At 40.6% G+C, this 18,018-nt stretch carries 21 protein-coding genes; 6 read left to right on the forward strand and 15 right to left on the reverse strand.

All coding sequences use genetic code 11. From position 1 onward, the window contains the following. Positions 1–9 precede the first annotated feature (9 nt). From D469_RS0100425 to D469_RS0100445, 5 genes are all read right to left on the reverse strand, one after another. Positions 10–1,377 (reverse strand): aspartate kinase, encoded by a 1,368-nt coding sequence (locus tag D469_RS0100425; protein ID WP_018921378.1) that lies wholly within the window; start codon positions 1,375–1,377, stop codon positions 10–12. A 253-nt stretch (positions 1,378–1,630) separates the two neighbouring features. Further along, positions 1,631–2,410, reverse strand: a complete 780-nt coding sequence (locus D469_RS19295; RefSeq protein ID WP_018921379.1) for a tetratricopeptide repeat protein — start codon at positions 2,408–2,410, stop codon at positions 1,631–1,633. A 55-nt stretch (positions 2,411–2,465) separates the two neighbouring features. Then, on the reverse strand, positions 2,466–2,804 hold the full coding sequence (locus D469_RS0100435; protein WP_018921380.1) for a hypothetical protein: 339 nt from the start codon (positions 2,802–2,804) through the stop codon (positions 2,466–2,468). Positions 2,805–2,829: 25 nt separating this feature from the next. Further along, positions 2,830–3,396 carry a nitroreductase family protein gene (locus D469_RS20870; RefSeq protein WP_018921381.1) on the reverse strand — a complete coding sequence of 189 codons (567 nt, stop codon included), beginning with the start codon at positions 3,394–3,396 and terminating at the stop codon, positions 2,830–2,832. A 319-nt stretch (positions 3,397–3,715) separates the two neighbouring features. After that, positions 3,716–4,492: a PRC-barrel domain-containing protein gene (locus tag D469_RS0100445; RefSeq protein ID WP_018921382.1), complete on the reverse strand. Its 777-nt coding sequence runs from the start codon at positions 4,490–4,492 to the stop codon at positions 3,716–3,718. Positions 4,493–5,184: 692 nt separating this feature from the next. On the opposite strand from D469_RS0100445, the gene D469_RS0100450 reads away from it, so the two are divergent. The 3 genes from D469_RS0100450 (at position 5,185) to cbpB (ending at position 7,476) form a co-directional block, all read left to right on the forward strand. Continuing rightward, complete coding sequence (locus D469_RS0100450) at positions 5,185–5,490, forward strand: MerR family transcriptional regulator (protein ID WP_018921383.1); 306 nt, start codon at positions 5,185–5,187, stop codon at positions 5,488–5,490. A gap of 61 nt (positions 5,491–5,551) precedes the next feature. Then, positions 5,552–6,379, forward strand: a complete 828-nt coding sequence (locus tag D469_RS0100455; RefSeq protein WP_018921384.1) for a divergent polysaccharide deacetylase family protein — start codon at positions 5,552–5,554, stop codon at positions 6,377–6,379. A 659-nt stretch (positions 6,380–7,038) separates the two neighbouring features. After that, a complete protein-coding gene (gene cbpB, locus D469_RS0100465; protein ID WP_018921386.1) occupies positions 7,039–7,476 on the forward strand; it encodes a cyclic-di-AMP-binding protein CbpB in 438 nt (145 codons plus the stop codon). Between the two features lie 125 nt (positions 7,477–7,601). On the opposite strand, the gene D469_RS0100470 is transcribed toward cbpB, so the two are convergent. The 4 genes from D469_RS0100470 to ylbD all read right to left on the reverse strand — a co-directional run bounded on the left by D469_RS0100470 (position 7,602) and on the right by ylbD (position 9,802). Beyond that, positions 7,602–8,051 (reverse strand): SRPBCC family protein, encoded by a 450-nt coding sequence (locus D469_RS0100470; RefSeq protein ID WP_018921387.1) that lies wholly within the window; start codon positions 8,049–8,051, stop codon positions 7,602–7,604. Positions 8,052–8,234: 183 nt separating this feature from the next. After that, positions 8,235–8,678 carry a YlbF/YmcA family competence regulator gene (locus D469_RS0100475; protein WP_018921388.1) on the reverse strand — a complete coding sequence of 148 codons (444 nt, stop codon included), beginning with the start codon at positions 8,676–8,678 and terminating at the stop codon, positions 8,235–8,237. 70 nt (positions 8,679–8,748) lie between these two features. Then, the gene (locus D469_RS0100480) at positions 8,749–9,114 is read right to left on the reverse strand and encodes a hypothetical protein (protein WP_018921389.1); all 366 of its coding nucleotides are present in this window, start codon (positions 9,112–9,114) and stop codon (positions 8,749–8,751) included. Between the two features lie 259 nt (positions 9,115–9,373). Further along, positions 9,374–9,802, reverse strand: coding sequence for a YlbD family protein (gene ylbD / locus D469_RS0100485; RefSeq protein ID WP_018921390.1), 429 nt, complete (start codon positions 9,800–9,802; stop codon positions 9,374–9,376). A gap of 224 nt (positions 9,803–10,026) precedes the next feature. Here ylbD and D469_RS0100490 point away from each other — a divergent pair, with 224 nt between their 5' ends. Next, positions 10,027–10,533: a PaaI family thioesterase gene (locus D469_RS0100490; RefSeq protein ID WP_018921391.1), complete on the forward strand. Its 507-nt coding sequence runs from the start codon at positions 10,027–10,029 to the stop codon at positions 10,531–10,533. Positions 10,534–10,553: 20 nt separating this feature from the next. Here the strand turns inward: D469_RS0100490 and D469_RS19305 are convergent, their stop codons facing one another. Together D469_RS19305 and D469_RS0100500 are read right to left on the reverse strand one after the other, a co-directional pair. After that, positions 10,554–11,660, reverse strand: a complete 1,107-nt coding sequence (locus tag D469_RS19305; RefSeq protein ID WP_018921392.1) for a CAP domain-containing protein — start codon at positions 11,658–11,660, stop codon at positions 10,554–10,556. Between the two features lie 156 nt (positions 11,661–11,816). Further along, complete coding sequence (locus tag D469_RS0100500) at positions 11,817–12,248, reverse strand: CBS domain-containing protein (protein WP_018921393.1); 432 nt, start codon at positions 12,246–12,248, stop codon at positions 11,817–11,819. 160 nt (positions 12,249–12,408) lie between these two features. Here D469_RS0100500 and D469_RS0100505 point away from each other — a divergent pair, with 160 nt between their 5' ends. After that, complete coding sequence (locus tag D469_RS0100505) at positions 12,409–12,765, forward strand: YugN family protein (RefSeq protein WP_018921394.1); 357 nt, start codon at positions 12,409–12,411, stop codon at positions 12,763–12,765. Between the two features lie 203 nt (positions 12,766–12,968). Then, on the forward strand, positions 12,969–14,027 hold the full coding sequence (gene ytvI, locus D469_RS0100510) for a sporulation integral membrane protein YtvI (RefSeq protein ID WP_018921395.1): 1,059 nt from the start codon (positions 12,969–12,971) through the stop codon (positions 14,025–14,027). Positions 14,028–14,404: 377 nt separating this feature from the next. On the opposite strand, the gene D469_RS0100515 is transcribed toward ytvI, so the two are convergent. The 4 genes from D469_RS0100515 to ctaD all read right to left on the reverse strand — a co-directional run bounded on the left by D469_RS0100515 (position 14,405) and on the right by ctaD (position 17,995). Further along, positions 14,405–14,959, reverse strand: a complete 555-nt coding sequence (locus D469_RS0100515) for a DUF420 domain-containing protein (protein WP_018921396.1) — start codon at positions 14,957–14,959, stop codon at positions 14,405–14,407. 187 nt (positions 14,960–15,146) lie between these two features. Beyond that, positions 15,147–15,491: a cytochrome C oxidase subunit IV family protein gene (locus D469_RS0100525; protein ID WP_018921398.1), complete on the reverse strand. Its 345-nt coding sequence runs from the start codon at positions 15,489–15,491 to the stop codon at positions 15,147–15,149. A gap of 4 nt (positions 15,492–15,495) precedes the next feature. Next, complete coding sequence (locus tag D469_RS0100530; protein WP_018921399.1) at positions 15,496–16,116, reverse strand: cytochrome (ubi)quinol oxidase subunit III; 621 nt, start codon at positions 16,114–16,116, stop codon at positions 15,496–15,498. Between the two features lies 1 nt (position 16,117). Further along, positions 16,118–17,995 carry a cytochrome c oxidase subunit I gene (ctaD, locus tag D469_RS0100535; RefSeq protein WP_018921400.1) on the reverse strand — a complete coding sequence of 626 codons (1,878 nt, stop codon included), beginning with the start codon at positions 17,993–17,995 and terminating at the stop codon, positions 16,118–16,120. Positions 17,996–18,018: the final 23 nt, after the last annotated feature.

Here is an 18,018-nt window from a genome sequence, read left to right on the forward strand (position 1 = left end):
TCTCTTCTTTTATTGGAGTACTTTTTTCGCACTAAAAAACTCTTCATATAAAGCACAAATCGCATGGTCTACATGTTCTTCATAAATGCCAAAAGATAATGACACTTCAGAAGAACCTTGGTTAATCATTTCAATTGGAATTTTATTATCAGATAACGCTGCCGCAGCTCTTCCAGCAATCCCCACCGTTTCATGCATCCCTTCTCCAACAAGCATAATCATCGCATAACCCTTTTCAATATGAGCATCATCTACTTCTAACTCTGTGCGAATACGTTGCAGAATACGGCTTTCTTTTTCGGGAGTCAGCTGCCCTTCATCAAGGATCACCGAGGTATCGTCAATTCCTGAAGGCATATGTTCGTACGAAATATCCTCATCTTCAAGAATAGTTAGCAATTTGCGTCCAAATCCAATTTCCCGGTTCATTAAATATTTACGGACATACACAGTACTAAATCCTTTGTCGGCTGCAATTCCAATAATCGGGTTTTCCGCATGCTCTCTTTCCGCAATAATCATTGTTCCTGGAGCATTAGGGTTATTAGTATTTTTCACACACACTGGTATGGATTTACGGAAAGCAGGTATTAATGCTTCATCATGAAAAACACCAAACCCGGCATATGAGAGTTCCCGCATTTCACGGTATGTCATCCGTTTAATTTCACAAGGCTCTTCCACTACTCCAGGATTAGCGGCATATACAGAATCTACATCTGTAAAGTTTTCATATAAGCTTGCCTGCAGGCCTGCTGCCACAATTGACCCTGTGATATCCGAACCGCCCCGTGGAAATGTAACAAGTCGACCGCTTTTTGCATACCCAAAAAATCCTGGAAATATTAAAATCTCTTCACGCTCACGCAATTTATACAAGTGATCGAAGGTTTCCGCCAAAACTTGGGCATTCCCTGGGTCATCGCTAACCAATAATCCTGCTTCTTTTGGATTCATATATTGGGCTGACACGCCAAGCTGTTGCAGATAGCGAGCAATAATTTTTGCGTTATTGTCTTCTCCGCCCGCTTTCATTTGGTCCATATACTCCCCAGGATGGCTTGAATCATAACGTAAACGCTCATTAAAGTCTTCGCGAATCGTGCTCACAATATCTTCGCCTAACTCTAATTCATCAGCAATGCTTTTATACCGTGCAACCACAGCTTCTAGTTCTTGTTGTGCTTCACCCCGTTTAAGATAAGCTTCGCCTAGCTGAATCAAAAGGTCAGTCACTTTCGTGTCATCGTCACTTCGTTTGCCAGGAGCAGATACTACCATTACCCGACGCTCCGAGTCAGTCAGCATAATATCTGTTACTTTTTTAATTTGTCCTGCGTCCGCTAGTGAACTTCCACCAAACTTCGCTACCTTCATCTTATTCTCCACATCTCCCATACGATCTTTTTTATTTTTGTAACTTTTCTTAACATATCATAGGCTTTACCTGAGCTCAAATCGCATCAGATAAGTTGAGATCTCCTCAAAGAGGCTCAGGTGCTTAGAAAGAAGAAAACATTTTAGAGAACCTACTTTTTCTCCAAGAGCTTCATGCACAGCATACTTCCAATTTTAATGTTGCCCCCGGTACCCGAAGACGTTCATGGCCTCTACTCTGAAACATGCTTACTCATTTCTTATGAAGCAGACGAAAAGCAGGGCCGAGCTTTTCTTTTAATGAATGGGCCCTTTGCTTTCTTTTTATTTTTTTATACATTTTCTTAGCTTGTTTGTCTCCAGTTGCTAAAGCTTTTTCATACCAATGCAATGCTTCCCGCCAGTCCAGCTTTCCTCCCCGTCCGTTTAAATACATAAAGCCCACATTTTGCATGGCTGCTGCATCCCCTTTTTCGGCTGCTTGCAAATACAGTTTAAACGATTTTAACGGGTTTTCTTTCACACCAATCCCTTTATCATACATCCAGGCCAAATTGTTCATCGCACGTGCATGTTCTTGCTTGGCTGCTCGTTGATACCAATAAAAGGCCTTCTTTTCCCCATTTTCGTTCTCGATAACTCGTTTATAATACATTGTAGCCAGCATAAATTGAGCATCAGCCTGCCCTGAGGTTGCTGCTTGTTTATACCAGTAGTGAGCTTTCTCTTCATCGCGGTTAAGGAATGTACCTTTATAATAATGATTACCTAATAAAATTTGCACTTCTATATCTCCGTCATCAGCCGCTTTTTTGTACCAATGCTCCATACTATGAGCATCACTTGCCACCCCTAGTCCTTGTTCATACATTCGTCCTAAGTTACGGATAGCCCCCATGTGTCCCGCTTCAGCCGCCCGTTTAAAACAAATGAAAGCTTGGCTGGACTTTCCTTCTTTCATCGCTTGGACCCCCGTGGAAAAAAAGGTGTCGCCTGATGAAGCATTTTTCAAAGCATCTTTACTCTTCTTCATCCAATCGCCTCAATCATTACTGCGCAACCAGTTCGCTTTTCAATATCCTTTCGACTTAGCCAAAATAGGTGGGATGGTCCCATTTGCTAGGAATCACCCCCAGCGTTTGTAAGAGGGCATGTATAATAGGAACACCTTCATCTGTCATAGCCTGGTCTGTACATTCAGATTCAGCACTGTAGTCAGTAGATTGGGCTCCCCCCCACGTTGTTTCTTCTAAATAATTAGTTGTATCTGCCTGATCAAAACATTGAGGCGCTATATAAACTTCGTGCGTATGATCAACAATCATCCGTGTGTCCGGAGGAGCTGATAATGTAATAGGAACAATTAAGGCTACAGAAAATAAGACAAGAATTGCAACAGTAAATAATATCAGTGGTTTTCTAAACATGTAAAGTCACACTCCCTGCCTTGCTTTAACTGTGCCAAGTTACAGACTCATTCAGATTTCGTTTTTTTACATTCGGGACCTTTTCAGGTATCCCCATAAATATAAAACCTACAATTTTTTCTTCTGGGTTTAATTGCAGAAGTGTTCTTGCTTCCTCGTCAGTCGTAAGTGGGCCTGTCCCCCAATACGATCCTACCCCTTGCGACCAGGCTGACAACATCAAGTTCTGAACGGCACAAACTACTGCGGCATAATCTTCTTGTTCACGTATGGGATCAATGCTGTATTGCTGTGTTGTAACACAAATCACATAAGGAACATCAGACATAAATTGATATCCCTTTTTCCCTGCAGTAACGGCCCGCTCAGAAGTAGAATCCTCAAAAAAAGACTGCTTTAGTCGACCGCGTCGCAAGGCTAATTTCTCTTTGCTATCCCCTTGAATAATATGAAAATGCCACGGTTCGGTCATTTTATGATTCGGGGCCAGGACGGCACATTCAATAGCTTCATTAATAATAGACACATCTATAGAGTCGTCTCTAAAATCATAAATGGTGCGCCGGGTTTTAAGCCCATTAATAAGGTCCATTTCCATCAGCTCCTCTGATTTATCCACCTCTTATTATACGATTTTCGGGAGCTGCAGGTCTACCGCTTGAGTTTGAAAGCCTAAATCATCAATCTGCTAAATTGAACCTTTTTTAGATAAATGCTTTCTATTATGGAAGCATTTTGTTTAATAGAAGCTTTGCTTACGTTTTATGGCAAAGTTGCAGGAGTAAGTGAAAGTTCAGCAAGGCATCTCTACCCCTTCTTTTTTATAGCCTTCGCTATCACGTCAGTTCCCAAAAGAGCCGATAAACAAAAAAGTCCAACCTTATTTTAGGTTGGTTGAACTTCTTCATTGATCATTCATCGTACGGCTTTTCAAAATGACTATAAAGCTTTCGCTCATACGTTGTTGTTAAAGGCTGCCCTTCTTCATAAGCTGGGGCATTTTCTATTCTTTCAGGTAACACATTTATCTCAACGGTTAGGTCGCGATCATTAATGTCAGTTATCCAATCTACTGACACTAACACAGATTTTGACGGGGCAAAACGGGTCGTATCCAACGTCAAGTACCTGATCTGCCAATCTTTACTCTCGATAATAAAATCATCGATATGACCCACCTTTTCACCAGAAGCTTGAACCGTATATCCAGACCAATCACCACTTAAATCCTTAAGACTTCTTAAATATGAAGATTCTTTTCTTTCCTCCTCTTTTTCCTCTGCTTCTGTAACCATAGACTCATCTGCATAGGGAGAAGCAGCAAGCTGATTTGGATACGGGAACGCTCCCCAAATATTTGTCGCGTTCCAGTAATAACCATAGCCGTAATGCTGTAAGAGTTCCCGTTCATAGGGGCGTGTTACAGGTTCTACATCTTCAATCGAGGGGGCATTCTCCACTTGTTCTTCACTTATATTTAAACGCACGATACCTTCCTCAACATCTACCCCTTTAACAGATATCGTAGAAATCAAACTTTTCTTGCTCGGCAGTAACGGCTTTGTATCCAGTAGTAGATAACGAACTGCCCATTGCCTGCGGTCCATGTAAAGATCTCGTACTGTGCCTAAATCTCCGTCTTCCGTTAACACACCAAACTTCGTTAACCTTTTCGCGCGAAACAACATATCATATACACCCCTTTTTTCTACAGTAGTTGCCTTATATGATGTTGTTCCATTTAATCGTCTTTTTTAAACCTCAGGTCTGCTGATGTAGTCGTTTCATTCCAACCTTCTCGTAGCCAGATACGGTTACATAATTTTCTACAAATAAAGAATTCGCTGAATACAGTTCCGACACTTGCTATGAACGTAAGGTTTATTCACATTTGTTCTGGCCACAGGAAACATTCACTTCCGACTTTCACTGCTGACACAGTTATCCGTCGTCTGTCAAAAGGAGAGAGTTCCACTAAGGTCGTAACACTATCCATAAATTCTTAAAAGTAGTCCATATAGTAGCTTTAGTTCTTCGCTCCAGGCGGCTGGCCGTCACCACAGGCAAACACACGATATAGGATTCTTTATCGTCGTTTCAACTGCTTTTTGCTATTAGTTTATATTAAAGCGAAGTTATGTTAACCTCACCCCATAAAAAAATAACGTACTTATTCACTCACACCTTGTCAAAAAGAATCCCCTTTCCTCTCTATAGGGTAATTATCAGAAAGTGCGTGTGTTCCAAAAAACTATCAGTCTATTTTTAAATAACTGAAACTTTTATGTTAAGAAAACTAACATAAAAGGGTAGTGAATCTGACATATATGATATAGTTATAGATGACATCTTCGCGTGAATCATGAAGGAGGCGTAATTAATGTCTTCATATAAGGATAAAAAAGTCATTACCATAGGAATTGTAAGTGAGCTAACCGGCTTGTCTGAACGGAAAATTCGTTATTATGAAGAACGCAAATTATTGTTCCCTGAACGAACAAATGGGGGAACCAGAAAATATTCTTTTGCCGATGTCGAAAAATTAATTGATATCGCCAATAAAATGGAAGACGGCATGCAAACTTTTGAAATTCGTAAAATGGAACAGAAGAAACTGACCGACAAGCAATTGCGTGAACGAATGCTGCGCGGCCAGATTAATGCTGCCTTTAATGTCAGAAAATAATTCATGAAAATTCATTCGGACGGACACCCTAAAAAAAAAATGATAACGAGGTGTAAGGCGAGTGAAGAGATGCAGTTATTTTTTAAGTGTTCTTTTACTGCTCTTTAGCGTAACTTCTGAAGCGCATGCAACTGAAGGTAAATCAGGATCTGATTACAATGTCTCTATTGTTATTGACGATTTTGGCGGTGGAGGAGAAGGAACTAGTGAGCTGCTGGATTTTGACGTCCCTTTAACAATTGCCATTATGCCTTTCTTGTCGACGAGTCAAGAAGATGCACAAAAAGCTCAAACAGCCGGGCATGAAGTAATGATTCATATGCCAATGGCTGCCTCCTACGGAAAAGCTTCATGGCTTGGGCCAGGAGGCATTACACCGAGTATGGAACCAGACGAGGTCCGCTCAGTGGTTAAGGATGCCATTGAACACCTACCGGAAGCAACAGGCATCAATAACCACATGGGCTCTGCCGTTGTGACAAAAGAAGAACTTATGCGTCCTTTTTTAGAAGAAGTACAAGCAGCTGGCTTGTATGTATTGGACAGCGCTACCCATGGAGATTCAGTTATTCCTGAAATCTGCCGGGAACTGGGCGTACCATTTGCCTCAAGAGATGTATTTCTTGATGATACAAATTCTAACCGCCACTTTGTTGAACAACAGCTTCAACAACTATTTTCTCTCGGAAAAGAACAACAATACGCAATTGGTATTGGACACGTAGGAGTCCGGGGCAAAGAAACAGTTGCAGCATTAAGCCAAGTTCTTACTGATAAAGATAAGAGAAAACATATAGCGCCAGCCTCCGCCATTATTTTAAAAGAACCAACTAATAATCCAGACAACTTTTGGCAATATCAATATCCTTTAAATCATCTCAGAGATTAATGTTTTTTCAAAAGAACGTTCAACCTTCAAAACAACGCTTATAGTCATGTGATTTTGTGCAGTTTTCATACCATCATGCAGTGCGCTTACTTTGTTTTTCTACCTTTTGTCCCCTTTACGTAAACACGTCTACTTTCCACACTCATCTCCTTCGTTCCGGTGTCACCTTTATTACTATGGGGTATAAGCCTGGATAAAGGAGGGTTTTAGGTGGAAATATGACTAGATCGGGGGTTAGTGGATTATATTAACTTCTCAACTTCTTGAATGGTTTGTTTCGTTTCCGTTTTAGGACTTCTTGTTCTTCAACTCTTTCCTTTTGTTATCCTTACCTTTGCAAGCAGCAGGCTCTTTTGGGTTGCACTCGTCTCCCTCTCCTTAATTTCACTCACCTTTTGTCTTGCTCTCCGCCGCCTCACTTCATTTTCTTTTGTTACCTCCATTTTTATTGCACCCGGTTTTTTCCTTTATGCGCTTATTCGAGCAGTATTGCTGACTTATCAACGAGGGGGATTTATTGGAGAGGGACTTTTCTCCAGTCATGTACTGCGGAGAATCAAAACAAACATCTAGACTTGACAAAATGTACTTTCATTTCTACTATTAAGTTGGAGCCAGTCATTTTACCTGAAAATGACAACAGGAAGAAGTGATGAAAGATGCAAACTTTAAAAAACAGTCAACTCTTGGATCAAGAAATCCGGGAACTGATTATTTCTCATGAAAAAGTAGCCCATGTTCAATTAAATAACCCACTTGATCATGCATTATTAATTCTTATTAAATCAGGATATACAGCGATCCCGGTGCTTGATCGAGATTACCGCATTCAAGGCCAAATTAGTAAAGCCAAAATTCTGGATTCTATTTTAGGCCTCGAACGAATTGAAATGGAACGTTTAAACGACTTGAAAGTAAAAGATACGATGGAAACAGAAATGCCTATTATGAGTATGAACAGCACATTTGGCGAAGCCTTGACACGGTCAATCAATCATCCGTTTGTATGTATCGAAGACGAAGATGGAGCGTTTGTAGGCATTCTAACCCGCCGTTCCATTCTTGCTCTAGTTAACCGTTATTTTAAACACACATAACCGTATTTGCTGTTCAGTAAACGTATGACTGACTTTATACCAACTGTTATCCTTTTTGTGGTGTAACTAAAAAGCCCAACTATGATAACAGCGTTGGTATAGTCAGTTTTTTTTTAAGTGAAGCTCTATCTATACAGCGAAGTTCTTTCTTCGTGAAAGTATTTTTTAATCCTGTTTGCCCGACCCTTAAACGTTTGTCTGAGAGCTATATTCAGTAAAAACGTTGGTAATTTAGCTTCATATATAATTCGGTCAACCATTATAGTTTTCTCATCTGCTTCGGTAAACAAATGCTCGTGATACCAGTACTCTAAGGGATAAGGGAGGTCTTTCCCTTCATCGATAAAGCGACGTTTTGGTTCAACTTTCGTAACTTCTGATATCCACTTTGTTTTAATTCCGCCTACAGACAGTGCAACGTGTAAATCTTCACCTTCTGTCACATAGGGTGAACTTTCAATTTTGAGGTTTTGAAAACTTTGTACACGCTCTATATTTTTTGGCTGAGTGAAAAAATCCCAAGCTTCTTCAAGCGGAGCTTCTATATCTGTGTGGTAAATAAATATAGAGATCATTTCCCCCTCCCTTTTTCTAGTTAATATAACAATATCCTTAACATATTTATTATATTCAAACCCCGTTCTTTAACCAGCACATTATGTTCTAGCAGAGTTAACGGATTATTCTTCCCTCATGAACACTAAAAAAAGCTGCGGTAAAAGGAAGATTCCTTTTACCGCAACTATTAAAACGAAAGCTTATGAACAGCCGCAGCTGCCCCCACTTCCGCATCCTCCGCCACACGACATCTGGTCAAAAAATGGATTCCCAGTAGGGACTTTAATTGTGGAAGAGATCATGCCTGCTATTTCAGCCGAAATATCATTGAGTAATTGCTCCAATTCTTTTTCGGCTTTTTTAAAAGTGGCAATGGTTTCATTCTGATCTACCTCACGCTTGACCGAACGAATTTCTTTAGTCAAACGGGAATAATCAGGGTGGTACTTACCGAAACGCTCGACTTCTTCATAGTCTTCTTTCTTTTGAATGAACTGCTTAATCAACAACTGCGCTTCTTCGTCCTGTTCCAAAAAAGCGCGTGTATTTATATAATGAGCGTACACATCTGAATTCAACACGATTTGTCCTAATTCATAAGATTCATCAAGAAATACCGCAGGAGTTGATACGATTGTTTCCATTAGAACACCTCCACTATCTGCATTGTAACATGTGGAGAGAGATCTTGTAAGACACCGATCTATATCCTGACTATTTTATCGTTGCTTTAAAACATTCCTTTTCTTCATAACTTGTACCCTCTTGATCAGTCACTTCGATACAAATTTGATGACTCCCTTCTTCTAAATCCTGTAAACGAAAAGCTGCTTGATTTTGGACACTGTGTTTTGAACCGTTTATTAACACTGTAAGTTGCGCAGGTGCCTGTTCTTCATTTGCTTCTTCCCTCAATGTATATCCACCTATATAACATTCCACAAATACAGTTCCATCCTGTACATCATGTTTTATTGACAAATTTGTATTATTTTCTTGCAGGTCAGCGTGTTGAGGGAATAATGCTACTAGCATTATGCACAGAATAAATGCTCCATATATTAAAAATGGCCTAACCATTTGTCTCACTCCTTTCCCTATAGTGTGAGTACAAATGCCGGCCATTATCCAATCCTCTTTTTTTGTTTACCTAATACTATTGTTATTTCATCTTTCAGACATACCGAATTAAATGGGTTATACTACCTTCCCTGCACAAGAACATAAGACAGGTCTGAATCTGCACGAAGAAACTATAAGCTCATTCGGTCTATGCGTAGTCTGCTTTGACTAACCGAATGGAAAATAAATCACTTTCAACCATTAACGGCTTCATTTGTTAAAACCCACGAAACATGAAGGGGTCTTCTTGATGTCCATCTCTATGTGGAGGCGGTGAGGAATTTCCTTGGAATTGCTGCAAAAGCCGTTGCACATTGCCCATTGCGCCATTAAATTGAGAAATGTGGTGCTGGAGATCTTGAATATTAATTTGACTTAACAACTTCATGAGGCCATCCATTTGTTCTGAATTGCCCGTAGGGTTAGAAGATCCACCTGCCTCTGAAGGGTTTTGGGTAGAAGAATCATCCTCAGTTCGATATGTCTTCCATTCATCATGATCTTCTCCTAGTATGACCCAATCTTGATATATGTCATTCCAGGTTACATCTCCACTTCTCACGCGTTGAATCAAATGCGGATGCTTCAAAACAAATGATTTGAATTTTTGAACATCGGGGTGGAGTTTAGAGGTTTCTTCCGACACAGCTCTCATCTCCTTTACCTTTTCGTAACCTTTACTGTTAGACTACGCTTATGAATGTAAAGAGGTTCGCCTAATTGTCGGCTTGTGACTTGCTTGCTACAATAGTACAAAGTTTACGTTTCAAAAACCCGCTCACGGGCGTTAGTTTGCAGGCAGCCTCCTGTTCCAAAAGTGCTGATGGTTTGCTCTAGTACTGTTCATTATTGAAAGGAGGGGCTCTCCCCTTGAATGCACATTCTGTAACACAGGACCAACTAAAGACCAAATTAAATAAACTGGCAGAACTTTGTACAGCTGAAGACTTAAAAACGTTAGATCACTTAACCAACGGTTTACTGCAATATCAAGATGGTGGCAATTCATCATATATTGGCAGTTGGCTTCAACCTGAACGTAAATTGTTAGAAAACGGATCCTTTCAAATGAAAATCCCCATAACCCCACTAGTCTACAACTCCCTACATATAGTGCACGGGGGGATTACTGCTACTTTAATTGATATGGTCACAGGAGGAGTTATTCATGCTCATCTCCCTGAAACAAAAGGTGCCGTAACAACTGACTTGCAACTGCGATATTTTAAGCCTGGAAAAGGAAATGAACTTACCTGCTATGGGACGCTCTTGCGCCTTGGGCAATCTCTATGTACAGCCGAAGGCATTATTTTTGATGATAAGGGAGACCTTATCGCAAAAGGGACAGCGACGTACGCAGTCATTGAAAAGCCTTAACCGTTAGTCTTTACTCATGGTTAGGGGTGCTCTTCAAGGGGGACAATAAAATTTTGGGTAAAATAACGTTCATATACTCCGGCTCCGTGATGAGTAAATTCTTCATGCAAAACGTTTTCACGATGCCCTTCGCTATTTAACCAACCAACTACAGCGGCAAGTGAATCGGTATATTGAGAAGCTAAATTCTCACCTGCCGCTGTATAGGTGGCCCCATGAGCCTCTAACCGCTCTCCCAAATCGGTTCCATCAGGTGCTGTATGAGAAAAGAAGCCCTCTACAGCCATTTGTTCACTATGGGAAAAAGCTGCTGCAGCTGCGTTATCGTCCCACTCTAATGAAGGGAGCTCATAATGATCTCGTATGCCATTATTCCAGTCATGAACCCGGTATTTGCTACTGTTTTCAATTGCTTGCCATTCTTGTCTTGTATGACTCGGCCGCTCGGGAAGTGCTCCTTGGTATGTCACCGAATACGGACGATGATCTAAAAGAAGCTCTGCGGTTAAATAACGGATGGCCACGAGTTCGTTTTGAACCGTATCAAAGTAAGCTTGTACAAAAATATTGTCGATTTCAGCTAATGGTCTGATTGAATAAGCTTCATCTTCGATATGAAACGTATACTGACGCTGGTCCACCTCTACATCCACGTCTTCAGAAAAAGTATAAGCGCTCTCGATTTCTTCACGGCTCATGCCTGCACGGACCTCTTCATCTTGTATACTCTCGCCCATATTAGCTACCATTACAATCGTACCGTTAGAAACACCAATCCCTGTATATCCTTCATCTAAATGATACATTTGCCAATCGTAGTCATAAGCAGATGGTCCTGAGCGAATTGGTTCTCCGTGCAACTCTTGATACTCTTCAACTTCTTTTCCAACCCAGTTATGATTAGCGGCTTCACTACCTTCCTCAGGTTCCTCGACATGATCCTGTTCAACAGGTTCTTCTTCCTCCGCTTCTTCCTCTGCTTCTTTTTCCTCATTTGTTTCTCCTATTTCTCCAAGAGGGTCATCACTTTGCTCTTCACCCACGGGGGTAAAATATAAATAAACCCAAAACAGAGAAATTAACAGTACGAACACAAAAAAGAAAACTAAAAACGCCTGCTTTAACACGACAAATCCCTTTCCTTGTCCTTTTTCCTAACTCTGTGGCATACCACTATTTAAACTCTTGTACGAGCTAGTAACAACTACTTCTTTTAAATTTTATACTTCTTTTCGCCTGAAGAAAACCCTCCCGTAAAATTAACGAGAGGGTTTTCTTTACCATCAATGATGTAGATGAGGTTCTTCGGATATTTCACTTAATGCGATACCAGCCTCGTCTTTAGCTGTTCTAGTTAATGAAAGGTCCCCAAGTGAAACAATACCTTGAAGTTTTCCGTTCTCCACGACAGGCATCCGGCGGATCTGCATTTTAGCCATTGTTTCTGCACAATCCTCTGAACTAGTCGTAGGGGAAGCCACTTCCATCTGTTCACTCATAATTTCTTGGATCGGAGTGGTTGCCTCTTTTCGTTCCGCTATGCAGCGAATAACAATGTCTCTGTCTGTTACCATCCCGAGTAGATGATTGTCCTGATCACAAACTGGGATCGCCCCAACATGTACATCCCTCATCATTTCTGCTGCATGTTGTACTGAATCCTGAGGTTGACACGTTTGTACATCTGTGGACATACAATCACGTAGCACTTCCATATTATACCTCCTTTGTTTCTGAATCACGGTTAGTTTGTTCATATCAGTTTAAGAATATACGGAAGACAGCTGTCATAAAGATGCCAAACAATTGCGTTGCATCGAACTAAATTTCATACTATGATAAAGAAAGATACAATGACGTTGAGGAGGCACAAAGATGAAATTAACCAATTTTGACCTTCAGGATAAAGAAGTCAATTTTGCAAAGTTGAAACGAGTCATGGAAGAAAACTCATTTGTTCATGCTGAACAATGGGATTATCAACGCGCAACGTTTGATATAAAAATGTTGGACAAAACAGATGATGCTACATATTATCTCCGTGTACCCGTCATTGCAGTAGACGGTGAGATCCCTAAAAAAAGTGCCACAGTTAAAATACTTACACCTTATTTGGGACGGCATTACTATCCACATGGAGTAGAATATGATGAGGAGTTCCCTAACAAAATCACCTCAAAATGCGAAGCGAAACTTAAAGCGGTTGAAGAGGAACTAAATTCCGAACTTTAAGTATCACCCATTTGTTTACTTAAACCGGCTGACTCTCGTTCACCGGTTTTCTTTTTTGTACAGCACAGACCGGGTCAGCTTAATTGGGGAAGATATACTGAAAGTACTGCTTTATTTATTGGCTGCAGCATAGGGTTGGTAGTAAAAACTCTACGCATTAAAACAAACAGGACAAGCAATCAAATTGAGAAAGGAGTATAGGAGTGGCTCAACTATTAACCAAAAAAAATTTACTAACTGCTCTTTTTATTCTATTCCTGCTAGTTGCAGCTTATTTTATTTTACCGGTCTCCTTGCCGATTTTGCTTGCTTTATTAACAGCATTGCTTTTAAATCCACTGGTAAGGTTTTTAACTACACGAGCGAAGTTGAAGAGAAATTTGGCAGTAACCTTTGTTTTTACGCTTTTCCTCTGTATTTTAGGCCTGACTGGCTACATTGGGACGACGCAATTAATTACCCAAATTGTGGACTTTGTAGATAATCTTCCTGCCTTGTTAAATGAAATCAACCGGGCGTGGTTAAATTTTCAGGCAAACCTTGAGACTACTTATGCGGACTTGCCACCTGACTTAGTAAATGAAATTAACTCTCAAGTAACCAGCACCCTTAATTCAATCCGTGAAGACTTCTCTCCCGGAGAAATTATTGCTAGTGTTACTGCGATGATCGCAGCTATTCCGTCTTATCTAGTCTCATTTCTGGTTTACTTAATTGCTCTCTTTCTGTTTATGCTTGAGCTTCCTCGTCTAACAAAACAAATGTACAGCTTTATGACAGAAGCTACAGCAAAAAAAGTAAGCTTTATGACTTCACGATTGGCTTCTGTACTACTCGGTTTTTTCAAGGCTCAATTTCTTGTCAGTATAATTATTTTCATTGTTACGTATATTGGTTTATCATTTATTGCACCAGATGTAGCATTAATGATGTCCGTCATTATATGGTTGGTTGATTTTATCCCTATTATCGGTTCAATTGCGATATTAGGCCCGTGGGCGCTCTTCCAGCTGATTCTTGGAGATCTCGTCTTAGGAAGTCAGCTGTTAGTGTTGGCAGCTGTTTTACTCATTATCCGCCGTACCGTGGAACCTAAAGTAATGGGCCATCATATCGGCCTTTCTCCTTTAGCCACACTCATTTCACTTTATATTGGTTTGATGCTCTTAGGAGTCGTCGGATTTATTGTTGGCCCTCTTTTAGTAATTGCCTTTACATCAGCTCGCGAAGCAGGGATTATTAAATTCAATTTTAAAATTTAAATATGATAAAGGCCTGGCAGTCTAATAACTGCAACCCTTTACCAAAGCAGGGAAAGCACTGATCATTTATATTCGTACCACCTGTAAACGCTTGAGTGTTAAATTCAGGTTGGTGCAAAAGAAAAGCCTGGGAAAAGCATTTGCACTTTTCCCAGGCTTTTTTTATGATTGATGCTAATCAAACCTTTAATGTACTGAATTTGCCTGTATTTAAGGATGGTAGTGATAAAGTTGCTTGATATGCCGAGCGTGACTGACTCACCTACGGAAAAGCGAGCCTAGCGAGATCCCGAAGACCGATAGCCTAAGACTCTAGGTACGTTTAGGAAAACTATGGTAGAAATATCAACATCACTCTGTAACAGAACAACGCCTCTTTAATAATAAGGTGAGATCATCAGATAAACAAGCACACCTGTAATGCTTACATATAACCATAAAGGCATTGTCCACCTAGCAATCCGACGATGCTTTTCAACCTGATTGGAGATTCCTCGAAAAAAGGAGAGCAGAGCTAAAGGTACGATTACCGCTGCTAACACAATATGGGTGACTAAGATGAAGTAATAAACCCAGGCCATCACACCTGATCCACCATATGAAGTGGAGTCTGCTAAATAATGGTGAAACAGGTACGTTATTAAAAACAGACCGGTGGAAGTAAATGCAGCATATATAAAGCGCCGGTGCAGTTTGACATTCCTTTTAAGAATAGCAAACAATGCTGCAAATAAAAATACGGTGGTAAAACTGTTAAAAATCGCATTCATTAATGGCAGAAGGGTTAAATCAAACCCGAGCAGGTCACCTTGATAACCATCCATAAAAAATAATATGACAATTAAACCGTTTATGACAATTGTTAAGGTAACAACTAATGGCGTGTAATTGCGAGCACTATCATTATTGACACTTTGTTGCTTCACGTTCATCCCTCTTTCCTTCCATTGAAATCACTTTGCTTTCCAGCATATATGTGCTTTCCAAGGTTACAGCTGCTTGTTTCTTTTTTAACCATCCCCATTATACTAAAAACTCCCTTCTTATAAACTAAAAGAATCGTTACAAAAACATGAACAAACCCTCCTTTATCGAAAAAGGAGGGTTTGAATCAGTTCATTAAAATTTCACTTCACCGAGCAAAATGGTTAATGAAATAACGGTTGGCGCTGATAAAAAGATACCAGATACCATCATAGCATTTGGCCAGCCATGGTCTTTATCTTTTAAATGCATGAAATAAAACATTTGCAAGAAGAACTGAACCATGGCAAGTAAAAGAATGAATGGCACCGCGAAACCATAAGGTATGGCTTCGCTTGCCACGGCGATAAACGCCAAAATTGTTATAAAAATCATAAACGCAAATGCAGTAATTTGAACACGTTTTTCTTGTTCCATTTGGATTTTTTCATCCTTTGACATTGCGCTGTCGGTGAAAGGCTGTGATAAATTTTCACCCATGTGATCACACTCCTACTCCCATCAAGTATACAACCGTGAAAATGAAGACCCAGACAACATCAATAAAGTGCCAGTACAAACTTGCCACATAAAACTTAGGGGCATTCGTTAAGGTAATACCCGACTTTCTGTAACGAACTAACAGGGTAGTGATCCAACCTAAACCAAATAATACGTGAGCCCCGTGCAGGCCGACTAGCGTATAGAAAGATGAGGCAAATGCGCTGGTGGTGTAGCCTAAACCATAATGCACAGAGTATTCATAGAACTCAAAGATCTCCAGTCCAAGAAAGGCTGCACCTAATAGAACTGTAACCCACATCCAGCCCATGAGTGCTTTGAAGTTGTTTTTCTTCATGGCAAACATGGCAAGCACACTCGTTAAAGAACTTGTTAAAAGGATCATTGTCATAATGAAAACGAGCGGCAGGGAGAAAACGTCAGCTGAAGTCGGGCCATCGGCCGTACCGCCTCGGAGTCCGAGATAGGTTCCGAAAAACGTGGCGAACATAATCGTCTCGCCGCCAAGAAAGACCCAAAATCCTAGAAATTTATTTTGGCCTTCAAGTGTAGCTTTCTCAGGATTCGGGGGCAGGCCTTTAGAAATATCTACCGAATCGGCCATATTAGCCCACCTCCTTATCTAGCTCTTCTTTTACGCGTTCAACTGGAATATTATATCCATGGTCTTCCTTGATGGAATGAAGGAACATTGATCCAAATACAACTACCCCACCGATTATAGTAACTGCTAGTGGCGGTATGATCGGATTATCCATATTGAACATGATAATACCGAAGCCCATGATAAATAATCCAAGCGCGATCGTAAACGGATAAATAGAACCATTTGGCATGTGAATATCATCTAAAGGTTCTGCTGGTTTCATATTCCCGTCACCATGTACTTTTTCATAAAAGACAGGATCCAAGGAACGAACCTGCGGCGTTTGAGCGAAATTATACTCTGGCACAGGAGTCTGCGTCGACCATTCAAGTGTTCTAGCTCCCCATGGGTTGCGCACAGTAACTTTTTCACTCTTATAAGCAGAATACACATGGTTAATGACAAGTACAATAACTGCTGCACCCATGATGAAAGTTCCGATTGTTGACACCATATTCATTGTAGCCATACCTTGGCCTTCAAGATACGTATATACTCGGCGCGGCATTCCAATCAATCCGAGAATATGCTGAATAAAGAAGGTCATATGAAAGCCAATGTACATTAACCAGAAGGTGAGCATTCCTAACTTCTCATTTAAATGGTGACCAAACATTTTTGGATACCAGTAGAAAAGGCCGGCAAACAAACCGAGAATAATACCACCAATAATAATGTAGTGGAAGTGTGCAACGACAAAGTACGTGTCATGATACAAATGGTCTACAGGCGCCATAGCTAGCATTACACCTGTAACCCCGCCCAATACAAAGGTAGGTACAAAGGAAGAAGCGCAAAGCATCGCTGTATTGAAAGTGATCTTCCCGCCCCACATAGTAAAGAGCCAGTTAAAGATCTTGATACCAGTAGGCACGGCAATGGCCATCGTGGCAATCGCAAATACGGAGTTAGCAATTGGCCCAACACCTACTGTAAACATATGGTGCACCCATACCATAAATCCTAAGAATGCAATAACTAGGGTTGCAAATACCATCGCAGTATAGCCAAACAGTCTCTTCCGTGAAAAGGCCGGAATAACTTCAGAAATAATACCGAAAGCCGGCAAGACAAGAATATAAACTTCCGGGTGACCAAAAATCCAGAAAATATGCTGCCATAAAACGACGTTACCGCCCAACTCTGTAATAAAGAACTGGCCTCCGAATACACGGTCCAGCATAATAAGCGCAAGACCTGCTGCGAGCGGAGTAAAAGCAAATACAATAAGTATAGAAGTAACAAGTGTCGTCCAGCAAAAGAGTGGAAGACGCATCATTGTCATTCCCGGCGCCCGCATATTTACAATCGTTACGATAAAGTTAATACCAGAAACAAGTGTCCCAATACCACTTACCTGTAACCCTAATACATAAAAGTCAATACCTAAATGCCCATATTCCCGGCTTGATAATGGTACATAGTTTGTCCAGCCGGCGTCTGGTCCTCCTCCGAAGAACCAGCTAAGACTTAGCAGCAGACCCCCAAAAAAGAAGATCCAAAAACCAAGGGCGTTTACAAATGGGAACGCGACATCTCGTGCTCCAATCTGCAGGGGAACAACAAAGTTCATAAACGCAAAGATCAACGGCGTTGCTGCCAAAAATAGCATGATTGTTCCATGCATCGTAATTAATTCATTAAACGTTTGTCCTGTAACAAAAGTATTCTCAGGGAACATAAGCTGGATACGCATGAAAAGAGCCATAATACCGGCCTTAACAAAGAACAGCGCACCCGCCAGCAAATAAAGCACTGCGAGCTTTTTATGGTCAACTGTCGTTAACCAATCCCATAAAACACTTTTCTCGCTTGTTTTGACGGTTGTGTCAGCCACGTGGATTAACCTCCTTTTTTATA

This window comes from Salsuginibacillus kocurii DSM 18087 (assembly GCF_000377705.1).
Classification (GTDB): domain Bacteria; phylum Bacillota; class Bacilli; order Bacillales; family Marinococcaceae; genus Salsuginibacillus; species Salsuginibacillus kocurii.